We start from the raw sequence: 12,465 nt of genomic DNA, 5'->3' as shown, positions 1-12,465 counted from the left end.
ACGGCCGTCGGGCAGGCTCGAGCCGGGGCACCATGACGTCTCGTGATGTGCTCAAGCCGCCCCCGACCGGAGTCCGGGAGCAATGCCCCCGCGGATTGCGACCACCCGCGCCTCGGCCTGCCGCACACCTGGGCGGAACGTGCGCTGTGCCGCGCCCAGCCCCCCGATCAGATGTTCGTTCGCGGCGCCGCCCAACGCGAGGCGGCCGCCGCGTGCCGACAGTGCCCCGTCATCATCCAGTGCGGCGCCGAGGCGCTCGACAACCGAGTCGAGTTCGGCGTCTGGGGCGGGATGACCGAACGCGAACGCCGGGCGTTGCTCAAGCGTCACCCGAACGTCGAGTCGTGGGCCGAATTGATGGCGGTCCACTGAGCGATCGATCGAACGGTGAGGTCGATAACGGTTGGGCGCGGATCTTGGCGAGTCACCGCGATCTCGACCGAACGCGGGAGCCGCTGCGTACGATCAGACCATCTCGCTGGAACACCTCTCGGAGGCCGACGTGAGCGGACTTGGTATCGATCTCGGAACCACCAACACTGTCGTCGGCACCCCCGAAGACGGCATCGTCCTGAACGAGCCATCGTTCATGCTGATTCGAGAAAAGGATCCGCACCACGCTCTCGCGATCGGCATGGAAGCGCGGAACCTGGTCGGCCGCAATCCCATGGGAGTCACGCCAGTTCGTCCGATGCGCGACGGGGTGATCGTGGACCTCGAGTCGGCTCAGACGTTCGTCACGGCCGTCATCAAGCGCGCGGCCCCGAGCAGGCGATACGGGCTGCGGCAGAAGGCCGTCATCTCCGTTCCCGCGGGAGCCACATCGCTCGAGCGTCGGGCACTACTCGAGGTCGGACACGAGGCCGGTCTGCGTAAGGTCGGGCTGATACCGGAGCCGGTCGCGGGGGCACTCGGCTGCGGGATCAACCCGCTCGAACCCCGCGCCCATCTCGTCGTCGATATCGGCGGCGGCACTTCGGAAGTCACCGCATTCTGTTTCGGCGGCATGCTCTCGCATCGCAGTTGCCGGCTCGCGGGGGATGAACTGACCAACGCGCTGTATCACTACCTGCGGACCGAGCACAACATCATCGTCGGCGAGCTCACCGCCGAGCGGGCCAAGGTCGGCGCGCCCGAGGCCTCCGAGGGGCAGTCGCTCGTCGTCGAGGGCCGCGACGCCGTGACCGGCCGGGCCCGACTGGTCACCCTCACGACAGAAGAGATCGTGGAAGCGCTGCGGCCGACCACAACCGGGATCGTGCAGACACTGGCCGCGTGCCTGGAGGACCTTCCCGCCCAGGCGATCGGCGACGTGATGTCCGAAGGGCTCCTGGCGCTCGGTGGTGGGTCGATGCTGCGCGGCGTGTCGCAGCTGCTCGAAGAGTCCTTCGGACTCCCGGTCAAGACGGCCGAGCGCCCGCTGACCTGTGTCGCCGAAGGTGCGACCGCGTGTCTCGACCACCCCGAAGTGGTTGCCGCGTACAGCGATTGATCAGCCCTGATCCACCCGCGGTGGATCGGGGCTGATCAGCGGTTCGGCGCCGAGACCCGCGTTTGCGCGAGGTAGCGCTCGAAGAGCTTCTTGGCGACGGGCCCGGAGGTTGCCGACCCGAAACCACCGCCACGGACCAACACCGAGACCACGATCTCGGGAGCCTCGAAGGGCACCACCGCGGAGAACCAGGCATTGAGGCCCTTCCCGGGCGCCGACGGATCCTCCGCCGTTCCGGTCTTGGCGCCCGCCGAGACCGGCAAGGTGGCCAGCTGCCCGGCGGTGCCGGCCGCGGCAGATGCCCGCATCCCCGCTCGCACGGGGCCGAGCTGGTCCGCGAAGGGCAGCCGACGTGGCTCGGCGGTGGGAATGGGCAAGGCGTCCGGCCCGTACGCCGCGGCGAGCTGGGGCGTCACCGTCGAGCCGGTGGCGATGCCCGACGTCCAGCGCGCCAACTGCACCGGGGTCGCGCTGACAGTGCCCTGACCGATGCCCATCAGCAGCGTCGACCCCGGATACCAGGTTCCCCCGATGCTGGCGACGTTCTCAGGTGTGCCCAGGAAGCCCTCGGCCTCCCCCGGCAGGTCGATCCCGGATTCCTCGCCCACACCCAGCTCTGCGGCGGTCGTCGCGATTCGCTCGGGGCCGAGGAGTTCGGCGAGCTGGTAGAAGTAGACGTTGTCCGACCACTGGATCGCCCCGATCAGACTGTTCGGTCCCATCGGTTGCCAGTTCGCGAAGGTGTGCCCTCCGTAGGTGTAGGCCGCGCCGCCGGCGAGTTGGGCGTCCGGCGACAGCACGTTGTACTTCGCGTTCGCCGCCGCGACGACGATCTTGAAGGTCGAGCCCGGCGGTGCCGCGGACTGGGCGGCGTGGTTGAGCATCCGCCCCGGCCCGGGTCCCTGGGTTTGTGCCGCCAGCGCCACCATGTCGACCGGGGGACCGTAGACGTTGTTGTCGAATCCGGGCACGCTGGCCAGCGTCAGCACCGCCCCGGTGCGGGCGTCCATCACGATCGCCGCGCCCAGGTCGCCCCCACTGGTGCGCACCGCGTCGGTCAGCGCATCGGTCGCGAGCTGCTGCAGCCCCACATCGAGGTGCAACCGGAGGTCGTGTCCTCGCACCGGGTCCACCCGCTCGCCGGTGGCCACCAGCCGCCCGGACGGATGGACGTACATGCACTGCTTGCCGTCGGTGCCGCGGAGCAGCGCGTCGTACTGCTTCTCGAGTCCCGCTTTGCCGACCCGCGATCCGAGGGCAAGGTGCGGCCAGCGTTCCATGTCCGGCGGATCCGCAACCCCGACGTGTCCGAGGATGGATGCCAGCATCGCCCCGTGCGGGTAGTGCCTGCGCCCGGTCGGGTACACGAGCACCCACGGGAGCCCCGCGTCCACGATTCGCCGGGCCTGCTCGGGCGTCACCCGCCCCAGAACGACCTCCAACTCCTCGCCACCGCTCTCCAGGGTCGCCGCCAGCTGTTCCGGCGTGACGCCGAGCAGCGCGGCCAGTTCGGCGCGCACGGGTGCGTCATCCCGGTCGAACATTCGGGCAACCACCGCGACGGCGTACTCGGGGACGTTGAACGCGAGCGGCTCGCCGTTGCGGTCGAGGATGTGACCGCGCTCGGCGGGGAGGCGGATGCACCGCTCCATCTGCACGTCGCTCATCGCGCGCAACTCCGCACCACGACCGCTCTGCAGCTGCCACGCGAACACCGACATCGCGAGGAGCATCGCCGTGACCGTGACGGCACCTGCCGACACTCCTCGGGGTAGGCGGCGCCGCCTGGACTCGGTGGCCCACAGGGGACGCGTGACGCCGTCGCGGCGGATCGCGAGCACCAGCCCGACCGCAACGAATCCGAGGATTGCGGCCGTGCCCCCGTAACTGAACAGGGGGATCGGCATGCCGGTGTGCGGCAGGAGCGACAGGCTCGCGGCAATCGAGACCACGGCCTGCACTCCGAACAGCCCACCGATCCCGGCCGCGACGAGGGCGGCTTCCCGGGTCCGCGCCGTTCGGGCGGCGAGCGCGGCCCGCCACACGATGATCATCGTGGCGATCGCGACTGCCAGACCGGCAAACAGACCCCATCCGTAGACGAGGCTCGCGAAGGCGAGGTCGTGCTCCGATTCGGGAAGGTATTCGGCCCTCAGGTCGTAGAACGGTTCACGCCCCAGACCGAACCACCCGCCGCTGCCGATCGCGATGTCCGCCTGCAACGCCGCCCAACCCGACCCCTGCGGGTCGGCGTTGCTCGACAGGAACACGTGAATCCGCTCGAGCTGGTAGGGCCGGAGAAACAGCACCGCCAGGGGCAGCGAAGCGATCCCGAGCGCGAACAGCGGGAACAGCGGCAGCAGCGGCACCCTGGCCAGGATCAGCATGATCACCACGGTCGAGGTGAGCACCACGGCGGTCGACAGGTCGGGCTGCAGCGCGACGAGACCGATCGGCACACTCGAAATCAGCAGGGTCGCCGCGAACCGGCCGAGGGTGTACCCACCCGCCAATATCGCCGCGGGGACCAGGACCAGTGCCAGCTTGGCGAGCTCGGACGGTTGAACAGTGAACAGGCCGAAGTCCAGCCAGCGCTGGGCACCCTTGGTCGCGACCCCGAGGAGTGGCACCGCCGCGAGCAGGACGACCGAAGCGGCGAACAACGTCCAGCCGAACCGTCGGAGGTTGCCGGGCCGCAGGCGCGATATCGCGTACATCGCACCGAGACCGACGGCGGCGAACAGTGCGTGACGGACGGCATCCGTCGTCTTCCCCGTCGAGATCAGGTTGAGCAGGCCGAGGACGACGAGGGTGATCGCCGCCGCGACGAGCCAGGGGTCGGATTCTCGCTTGTGTGTCGGCATGCGACCCCCACCTCAGCAGGTTGCGTTCTCGGCGGGCACGAATGCCGGCTCCGACGCGGCTGCCGCCGGGGCGCTGGTCAGCGCGGCGACAGCAAGCGCCGGGGCGGGCGGCAGGACGACGCTGGTGATGCCGTACACCTGCTGCCCACCCGGTGGCACGGGCATCGTGACGTCACTGCCCGGGTGGACGGCTCCGGAGCATCGGTCGTACACGCTCACGTGCCAGGTCACCGCGCCGACGTTCGCCGCGGGATCGACGTGGACGTCGACCCGCATGGTGCACGGTTGCCCCGTCGCGCATTCTCCGTTGGCGAAGGTGGCGGTGACCCGGGTGATCGGCCCCGCGCTGCCCGGTAGACCGGTATGGACCGGCCCCGCCTCGGCGGTTCCTTGCGCTGTCGGTGAGTTCGCCTGGTCGGCTACGGGCGGCGCGGGTGGCGGCGGCGAGACCGGACTGATGTGGTTCAGCTCAGACGGATTCACCGGATGGAGAACGGCATCCCAGCCCCGGCGCAGCTCCGACCACGCACCTGGCGCCGCCCACACCACCCCGACCAGCAGCAGAATCGATACCAGCCCGAGTAGACCCCGGCGACGCGACAGCCGTCTCCGCCTGCGATGCCACGGATTCCCGACGGGTGGATGCCAGCCCTTCGGTGCGAGCGACGGTCCGGCCGCCGGGGACGGCCGGCTCTCCGCGTTCGCGCGGTCCGTCTCCACCCGATCGTCCGAGAGGGTCCGTCCCTGGGTCGCCGAGACGAGCTCCGCGAGCTGGTGCCGCGTCCTTCCCGTCGTGGACGGGTCGAGCTCGGTTGCGACGGTGCCCCGAACCCGTTGCGCGAGGTCGGCCAGATCTGTTGATCGGGCCATCGATTCGTCCAGCCGGTCGGCGAGCGCGCGATCGCGACAGTTCGTCGCGATACTTCGCAGCAGACTCGCCACCGCATCGTCCACGTCGTCCCAGGACGCCGCACTCCCGGCGGCATCGATCGCGAGCTGTCCCCGGTCGGACACCGTCACCCCATGGTTCCGGAGGATCGGGTAGCCGTCCGGGCACCGCACCGCCTCGAGCTGATCGATCACATCGGTGACGAGCAGCGCGGCCTGCGCCGGTGTCAACGTCGCGATCGCGAGCAGCCCGTGGAGAACGACACGACCACCGCCCGCGTCGGTGTCGATGCGCTGCTCCGGCTCGGGTCGGGGTTGCTCCGGCTCGGGTCGGGGTTGCTCCGGCTCGGGTCGGGGTTGCGCCGGCTCGCTTCTGCTCGTGGAGAGCCCCAGCACTGCTTCGATCATCGCGCATCCCGAAACTCTGGGGCCCCCGCGCAGGTTTGCGACTGACCGGTACGGGTGGCCGGTGGACCTTGGGTTAGGGCCTACTGGCTATCGAAATCCATTACGTCTCTGCGCATTCCATTAGACCAGCCAAACCAGGATCAAGGATTGCGGAACGACGATCTCGTTATTCACCCGAGATGCCGCGGCGATCCCGCATCTCGAACCGTTATCCGACCGGCCGAGGACGACGCGACCAGGCGGAGAGATGCCCTAGATCCAGACGCCCTTGCCGATCGCCACCACGCCGCCCGGGCTGACCGCGAACCGCTGACGGTCGCGCTCGAGGTCGACGCCGATGATCTCGCCCTCCCCGACCACCACGTTCTTGTCCAGGATCGCGTGCCGCACCACCGCACCCTTGCCGACGCGCACGCCCGGCATCAACACGCTGCCCTCGACCGTTGCGCCGTCGTCGACCATCACGTTGGAGCTGAGCACGGAGTTGCGGACGGTCGCGGCGGACAGGATGCAGCCGGCACCCACCACCGATTCCTGCGCGAGCCCGCCCTGCACGAACTTGGCCGGCGCGAGATTCTCCGCCGCGCCCCGGATCGGCCAGCGCCGGTTGTAGAGGTTGAACACCGGGTGCACGGACACCAGGTCCATGTGTGCCTCGTAGAAGGCGTCGATGGTTCCGACGTCCCGCCAGTAGCCGCGATCGCGGTCGGTGGCACCGGGCACCACGTTGTCCTTGAAGTCGTAGACGTTGGCCAGCCCCGCGGCCACCAGTGCCGGGATGATGTCGCCGCCCATGTCGTGGTCCGAGTCGGAGTTCTCCGAGTCCGCTCGGATCGCATCGACCAGCACCTTCGTGGTGAAGACGTAGTTGCCCATCGAGGCGAACGTGGCGTTCGGGTCGTCCGGGGTGCCGGGTGGGTGCGCCGGCTTCTCCAGGAACTGGGTGATCCGGCCCGACTCGTCGCTGTCGATGCAGCCGAAGGCGAACGCCTCGCTGCGTGGCACCCGGATCCCGGCCACGGTGACGCCCGCGCCCGAGTCGATGTGGTGCTGGACCATCTGCTCGGGATCCATCCGGTACACGTGGTCGGCGCCGAATACCACGATGTACTCGGGGTCCTCGTCGTAGACCAGGTTGAGCGACTGGAAGATCGCGTCCGCGCTGCCGGTGTACCAGCGCGGCCCGAGCCGTTGCTGCGCCGGGACCGGGGTGATGTACTCCCCCGCGAAACCCGAGAGCCGCCACGTCTGTGAGATGTGGCGGTCGAGGGAATGCGACTTGTACTGGGTCAGCACACAGATCCGGAGATAGCCGGCGTTGACCAGGTTGCTCAGCACGAAGTCGATCAGGCGGTAGGCCCCGCCGAACGGCACCGCGGGCTTGGCCCGGTCAGCGGTCAAGGGGTACAGCCGTTTCCCTTCGCCTCCGGCGAGCACGATTCCGAGCACATGCGGCTGGCTCCTCACCCTGTCAACCTATCGGCCGAGCCGGACCCCCGCCAGCGGTGGCCCCATGACGGCGCGGCGACTACGTTTATCGGGTGCGGGTTGCGATGATGACCAGGGAGTACCCCCCGGAGATCTATGGTGGCGCGGGGGTCCACGTCACCGAGCTCGTCGCCCAGCTCGCCCGGCTCTGCGAGGTCGACGTGCACTGCATGGGCGCACCCCGCGAGGGCGCGATCGTGCATCAGTCCGATCACGCACTGATGGGCGCCAATCCCGCGCTGACCATGCTGTCGGCGCAGCTGCGGATGGCGAAGGCCGCTGGCGCGGCGGACGTCGTGCACTCGCACACCTGGTACACCGGCCTCGCCGGCCATCTCGCGGGCGAACTGTACGGGGTGCCCCACATCATGACCGCACACTCGCTCGAACCCCGGCGCCCCTGGAAGGCCGAGCAGCTCGGCGGCGGATACCGCATCTCGTCCTGGTCCGAGCGCAACGCGGTGCAGTACGCCGACGCCATCATCGCGGTCAGCGCCGGCATGCGGCTCGATGTCCTCGACGCCTACCCGTTCGTCGACCCGGATCGAGTGCACGTGGTGCGCAACGGGATTGACACCGACGTCTGGTTCCCGGACTTCGGCGGCGAACGCCCGACCTCGGTGCTGCACGACCTGGGTGTCGACCGGGCCGCCCCCATCGCGGCCTTCGTCGGCCGGATCACCCGACAGAAGGGCGTCGGTCACCTGATCGCGGCCGCGCACCACTTCGATCCCGACGTCCAGTTGGTGTTGTGCGCCGGCGCGCCGGACACGCCCGAGATCGCCGAGGAGACCGCGCGGGCGGTCGCGAAACTGTCGGAGGCGCGCGGCAACGTGTTCTGGGTCAGGGAGATGCTGCCGACCGCACAGGTGCGGGAGATCCTCTCCGCGGCAACGGTGTTCGTGTGCCCCTCGGTGTACGAGCCGCTCGGCATCGTGAACCTGGAGGCGATGGCCACCGAGACCGCGGTGGTGGCCTCCGACGTCGGTGGCATTCCCGAGGTGGTCGAGGACGGCGTCACCGGACAGCTGGTGCACTACAACTCCTACGAGCCGGAGGCGTTCGAGCACGCACTGGCGTCGGCGGTCAACGCGGTCACCTTCGACCGCGCGGGCGCGGCCGCGATGGGACGGGCCGGCCGCGAGCGGGCGATCGCGGAATTCTCCTGGGGGGAGATCGCCCGACAGACGCTCGCCGTCTACGAGGCCGCGGCCGAGGGATACACCGGGCGTCAGCCCGCCGTCGGGACCGGGCGGTAGCTGCTGATCGTGACGGACGCCGTCACCGTCGAGCTCTCGGGCAGCCCCGCGATGTGCCGCGCCCGCGCCTCCTCGCCGAGGTGGCGCGCCGACGGGCCCATCGCGACTAGGCTATCGACGTCGATGCGCGAGAGGGCCATCGGGTACTCGACGGCGATCCGGTCCACCCGCTCGAAGTGCCCGGACATGGTGGCGCCCAGGCGCACCGTCTTGTTCTCGTCCACCCGGACCAGCCCCAGCAGGTCGACCAGTTCCCGCAGGTGCCGATCCGTCGGCGTGAGCACCACCAGCGTCCCGTCCGGCCGCAGCACCCTGCGCAGCTCCGCGGCGTTGCGCGGGGCGAAGATCGACAGCACGTGGCTGAGGGCGTGCGCGCGGAGCGGGAGCTGCGTCCAGATGTCGGCGACCACCGATGCCGCCCTCGGGTGGCTGCGGGCGAGCCATCGCGCGGCCGCCTTGGAGACGTCGACGCCGATGCCCTGGGCCGCGGGCAGGGCGTCGAGGACGGCCGCCAGATAGTGACCGGTGCCCGCGCCGACCTCGAGCACCGCCGGGTGGTCGAGGTCGCGGGCGACGCAGGCACGCGCCACCGCGTCCATCAGCGGGTCGAAGTGGTGGCCGTCGAGGAATCGGGCACGGGCCGCGATCATCTCGGCACTGTCGCCGGTGAATTTCGCGGCGCCGGACAGCAGGCTGACGTAGCCCTGCCGGGCGATGTCGAAGCTGTGCCCCTGGTCGCACAGCAGGGTGCGATCGGCGACATCGAGACCCCCGCCGCAGTGCGGGCAGGCGAGCAGCTCGACGACATCGGCCAGCATCGGTCCACCTCTCTGTCGATCGCACCGCAAAGACCCCGCGAGCCGAGGTGGCAAGCGGGGCCGTATGCCTGAAGGCTCGTGTCCGACGCTGTCCGCCGCACCGAACCCTGCCAGGAGTTAGCTGGTGACGCCCTTCAGCTCGTCTCCGAGCGCGGCGGCTTCTTCCGGGGTCAGCTCGACGACGAGCCGACCTCCACCCTCGAGCGGAACCCGCATGACGATTCCTCGCCCTTCCTTGGTGGCTTCGAGGGGACCGTCACCGGTCCGGGGCTTCATGGCCGCCATTACCTGCTCCCTCCAGATCTGCGCTGACAAGCTCTGCGCCTAGGCTTACCGTCGGTCCCCCGACAGCTGTTGTCGGGGATCACATGTGCCATTCTTCCCTATTGCAAGGAATGCCGGGAACCTGAGTCTCTTTTCCGTTCGAATGTGGACCGGAATCCGGGCTCAGCGGCGCACCTCGACCCAGCAATCGAGCAGGTGATCGTCGACCATCCCGGTTGCCTGCATCAGGGCATATGCCGTGGTGGGACCCACAAACTTGAACCCTCGACGCTTGAGTTCCTTGGCCATGGCGGTCGATTCCTCGGTCACCGCGGGCACCTCGTCAACCCTCCGCAACCGTCTCGGGCGTGGCTCCGGGGCAAACGACCAGAGCAGCGAGTCGAGATCGGTGTCCGTCAGCTCCAGCACGGCACCCGCGTTGGCGATACAGGCCTCGATCTTCGCCCGATTGCGGACGATTCCCGGATCGGCCAGCAGGCGCTCGACATCGTCGGCGCCGAAGCGGGCCACCGCCTCGACGTCGAACCCCGAAAACGCGGTCCGGAACGCCTCCCGCTTGCGGAGCACGGTGATCCAGGACAGCCCCGACTGGAAGGCCTCCAGGCACAGGCGCTCGAAGAGCTCGTCCCGGCCCCGTAGCGGCCGACCCCACTCCTCGTCGTGATAGTCGCGGTAGATCCGCGATCCCGCGCCGTCGACCGCCCAGGGACACCGTATCCGGCCGTCCTCGAGCGGATCCGCGTTCATGACTCGTCCTGCCCGGGGGCAGGCGTCGCTCGCAGACCCGCCAATTCGCCCCGCAGGGAATCGATCTCACGGCCCAATCGATCCAGGGCCCAATCCACCTCGGACGCCTTGTATCCGCGGACCGTCTGCTGGAACCGCAACGCGCGGACATCGGCGCCGGTGACATCGCTCGCGGGGAGCATGGTGGCGGTGGTCCCCGGAGGCAGCGGGGCCAACTCCTCACCGCGCCCGAACACCGCCGAGGCGGCCAGGAACAACAGCCCACCGACCAGCGCCATGATCAGCAGGTAGAGCAGCACCGTGAACATGACCCGATCCTGTCACGCCGGTCCGACACGCGCCGCCGTGTGGTGTCCCGGCCCGTCCCGCCGCCGCGCGGGCGCGCTCACGGCCGGATCGTGTTCATCGGCGGCCGATCCGCCAGCGACACCTCCGTGGTCACCGGCACGAACGAGTCGCCGTCGGCCAGGAACTGCGTCAGCCCGGCACCGGAATCCTCGATGCCGCACCGGCGCAGCATGGTGCCGATGATCTGCCTGCTCATCACACCGAGCTCGACCAGCGGCCGGTTGCGGTGCTTGCGCACCCCCAGGTTCACCTGGCCGATCGCGCTGAGCCCGAGCCGGTCGTAGGTGTCGAGCAGCAGCCCGATCTCCACCCCGTAGCCGGGCGCGAACGGCACCGCGGACAGCAGCTCCCTGGTTCCGGCGTATTCGCCCCCGAGGGGCTGCAGCACCGATGTCAGCTCGGGGCGCATCGCCGCCAGCAGGGGCCGGGCGACCAGTTCGGTGACCCGACCGCCGCCGTTCGCGTCCTCGGTCCCGCTGACCCGCAGCGGTCGCCGGTAGTACCCCTTCACCAGGTGGATGCCCTCGACGGTCAACAGCGGCCCCAGCAGCTTCGGCACGAACTCCGGGTCGGGGTTGATCAGGTCGGAATCGACGAAGGCGATGAGGTCGCCCGTGCTCGCGGCGATCGAGCGCCACAACACCTCGCCCTTGCCCGGCACCGGCTCCAGGCCGGGCACCGCCTGCTCGCGGCTGACCACGGTGGCCCCCGCGGCCGCCGCCCGGTCCGCCGTCTCGTCGGTGGATCCGGAGTCGAGCACGATCAGCTCGTCCACCAGGCCGCCGAGCAGCGGATGGATGGTGTCCACCACCGCCGAGACCGTCTTCTCCTCGTTCAGCGCGGGCAGGACCACCGACACCGTTCGGCCCGCCTTCGCCGCGATCAGGTCCGCGATGCTCCAGGAGGGGTGGTCCCAGCTGTTCGCCTCCGACCACACGCGCTCGCCGCTCGTGCTCGCCCTCATGCCAAACCCCGTACCGTGCGGACCGGCGCCCTGGTGCCGATGATCGCGGCGACCATGTCGACCACTCGTCTGGTGGACGCGACCTCGTGGACCCGGAAGACTCGGGCACCTTGTGCGGCCGCCAATGCTGTCGCTGCCAACGTACCCTCCAACCGCTCGGCGAGTTCCACACCCAGAGTCTCCCCGATGAAATCCTTGTTGCTCAGCGCCATCAGGACTGGCCATCCGGTGTTTACAAGAACGTCCACGCGCCGCAACAACTCGAGCCCGTGGAAGGTGTTCTTGCCGAAATCGTGGGTCGGATCGATGAGGATCCCGTCGGCGGGGACGCCGAGATCGCGCGCTCGCTGCGCGGCGGCCACCACCTCGTCGACGACGTCCGCGACCACGTCCGCGTAGCGGACCCGATGCGGCCGGGTCCGGGGCACCGCGCCGCCGGTGTGCGAGCAGACGTATCCGGCGCCCAGTTCGGCCGCGACCTCGACCAGCGTCGGGTCCGCACCCGCCCAGGTGTCGTTGATCAGGTCGGCGCCGGAGCCACAGGCCAGTCGGGCGACGGGACCACGCCAGGTGTCCACCGAGATCAGCAGGTCCGGGTACTCGCCGCGGATCGCCTCCACGAACGGCACCACCCGGCGGATCTCCTCAGCCGTGTCCACCTCGTCACCCGGGCCGGCCTTGACGCCGCCGATGTCGACCAGGTCCGCCCCCTCCGCGACCGCCCGGTGGACGGCCGCCATGGCCGCCTCATCGGTGAAGGTGGCGCCCCTGTCGTAGAACGAGTCCGGGGTGCGGTTGACGATCGCCATCACCAGGGCCCGATCGGTCGCCACCGGCTTGCCGCACAGGGTCGGCGCGGCCGCGAGGTGGGATTCGGTCATGCGCTTCATAGTGACATCCGGGA

General features: G+C 69.6%; 12 protein-coding genes. 3 read left to right on the top strand and 9 right to left on the bottom strand.

The window, feature by feature from the left end; translation table 11 throughout:
- The first annotated feature begins 42 nt into the window (after positions 1-42).
- Positions 43-372 carry a WhiB family transcriptional regulator gene (locus ACFQS9_RS11950; protein WP_378404816.1) on the top strand — a complete coding sequence of 110 codons (330 nt, stop codon included), beginning with the start codon at positions 43-45 and terminating at the stop codon, positions 370-372.
- Positions 373-502: 130 nt separating this feature from the next.
- Entirely contained in the window at positions 503-1,492 is a 990-nt protein-coding gene (gene mreB / locus ACFQS9_RS11945) for a rod shape-determining protein (protein ID WP_378404814.1), read from the top strand.
- A gap of 35 nt (positions 1,493-1,527) precedes the next feature.
- Here the strand turns inward: mreB and ACFQS9_RS11940 are convergent, their stop codons facing one another.
- The 3 genes from ACFQS9_RS11940 to glgC all read right to left on the bottom strand — a co-directional run bounded on the left by ACFQS9_RS11940 (position 1,528) and on the right by glgC (position 7,119).
- On the bottom strand, positions 1,528-4,356 hold the full coding sequence (locus tag ACFQS9_RS11940; protein WP_378404812.1) for an FtsW/RodA/SpoVE family cell cycle protein: 2,829 nt from the start codon (positions 4,354-4,356) through the stop codon (positions 1,528-1,530).
- A gap of 12 nt (positions 4,357-4,368) precedes the next feature.
- Entirely contained in the window at positions 4,369-5,652 is a 1,284-nt protein-coding gene (locus ACFQS9_RS11935; RefSeq protein WP_378404810.1) for a hypothetical protein, read from the bottom strand.
- Positions 5,653-5,904: 252 nt separating this feature from the next.
- Complete coding sequence (glgC, locus tag ACFQS9_RS11930; protein ID WP_378404808.1) at positions 5,905-7,119, bottom strand: glucose-1-phosphate adenylyltransferase; 1,215 nt, start codon at positions 7,117-7,119, stop codon at positions 5,905-5,907.
- A 74-nt stretch (positions 7,120-7,193) separates the two neighbouring features.
- Here glgC and glgA point away from each other — a divergent pair, with 74 nt between their 5' ends.
- Positions 7,194-8,399, top strand: coding sequence for a glycogen synthase (gene glgA / locus ACFQS9_RS11925; protein ID WP_378404806.1), 1,206 nt, complete (start codon positions 7,194-7,196; stop codon positions 8,397-8,399).
- On the opposite strand, the gene ACFQS9_RS11920 is transcribed toward glgA, so the two are convergent.
- The 6 genes from ACFQS9_RS11920 to folP form a co-directional block, all read right to left on the bottom strand.
- Complete coding sequence (locus ACFQS9_RS11920) at positions 8,372-9,217, bottom strand: putative RNA methyltransferase (RefSeq protein WP_378404804.1); 846 nt, start codon at positions 9,215-9,217, stop codon at positions 8,372-8,374. The genes glgA and ACFQS9_RS11920 overlap by 28 nt on opposite strands.
- Positions 9,218-9,334: 117 nt before the next feature.
- Entirely contained in the window at positions 9,335-9,502 is a 168-nt protein-coding gene (locus ACFQS9_RS11915; RefSeq protein ID WP_003931055.1) for a DUF3117 domain-containing protein, read from the bottom strand.
- Between the two features lie 162 nt (positions 9,503-9,664).
- Positions 9,665-10,249, bottom strand: a complete 585-nt coding sequence (locus tag ACFQS9_RS11910) for a DNA-3-methyladenine glycosylase I (protein WP_378404800.1) — start codon at positions 10,247-10,249, stop codon at positions 9,665-9,667.
- Positions 10,246-10,557, bottom strand: coding sequence for a DivIVA domain-containing protein (locus tag ACFQS9_RS11905; RefSeq protein ID WP_378404798.1), 312 nt, complete (start codon positions 10,555-10,557; stop codon positions 10,246-10,248). Before ACFQS9_RS11905 ends, ACFQS9_RS11910 begins: the two co-directional genes overlap by 4 nt.
- A gap of 77 nt (positions 10,558-10,634) precedes the next feature.
- Positions 10,635-11,561, bottom strand: a complete 927-nt coding sequence (locus tag ACFQS9_RS11900; protein WP_378404796.1) for a glucosyl-3-phosphoglycerate synthase — start codon at positions 11,559-11,561, stop codon at positions 10,635-10,637.
- Positions 11,558-12,451, bottom strand: coding sequence for a dihydropteroate synthase (folP, locus tag ACFQS9_RS11895; RefSeq protein WP_378404794.1), 894 nt, complete (start codon positions 12,449-12,451; stop codon positions 11,558-11,560). The genes ACFQS9_RS11900 and folP overlap by 4 nt, the downstream gene beginning before the upstream one ends.
- Positions 12,452-12,465: the final 14 nt, after the last annotated feature.

Source organism: Rhodococcus daqingensis, assembly GCF_042665615.1.
GTDB lineage: Bacteria > Actinomycetota > Actinomycetes > Mycobacteriales > Mycobacteriaceae > Rhodococcus_G > Rhodococcus_G daqingensis.
The sequence above is the reverse complement of the archived record's forward strand: the minus strand, read 5'-3'. Positions and strand labels throughout refer to the sequence as shown.

Coding starts and splice junctions, on each gene's coding strand:
- ACFQS9_RS11940 (WP_378404812.1), bottom strand. CDS start 4,356: ATGCCGACACACAAGCGAGAATCCGACCCCTGGCTCGTCGCGGCGGCG.
- ACFQS9_RS11935 (WP_378404810.1), bottom strand. CDS start 5,652: ATGATCGAAGCAGTGCTGGGGCTCTCCACGAGCAGAAGCGAGCCGGCG.
- ACFQS9_RS11920 (WP_378404804.1), bottom strand. CDS start 9,217: ATGCTGGCCGATGTCGTCGAGCTGCTCGCCTGCCCGCACTGCGGCGGG.
- ACFQS9_RS11915 (WP_003931055.1), bottom strand. CDS start 9,502: ATGGCGGCCATGAAGCCCCGGACCGGTGACGGTCCCCTCGAAGCCACC.
- ACFQS9_RS11910 (WP_378404800.1), bottom strand. CDS start 10,249: ATGAACGCGGATCCGCTCGAGGACGGCCGGATACGGTGTCCCTGGGCG.
- ACFQS9_RS11905 (WP_378404798.1), bottom strand. CDS start 10,557: ATGTTCACGGTGCTGCTCTACCTGCTGATCATGGCGCTGGTCGGTGGG.
- ACFQS9_RS11900 (WP_378404796.1), bottom strand. CDS start 11,561: ATGAGGGCGAGCACGAGCGGCGAGCGCGTGTGGTCGGAGGCGAACAGC.
- folP (WP_378404794.1), bottom strand. CDS start 12,451: ATGAAGCGCATGACCGAATCCCACCTCGCGGCCGCGCCGACCCTGTGC.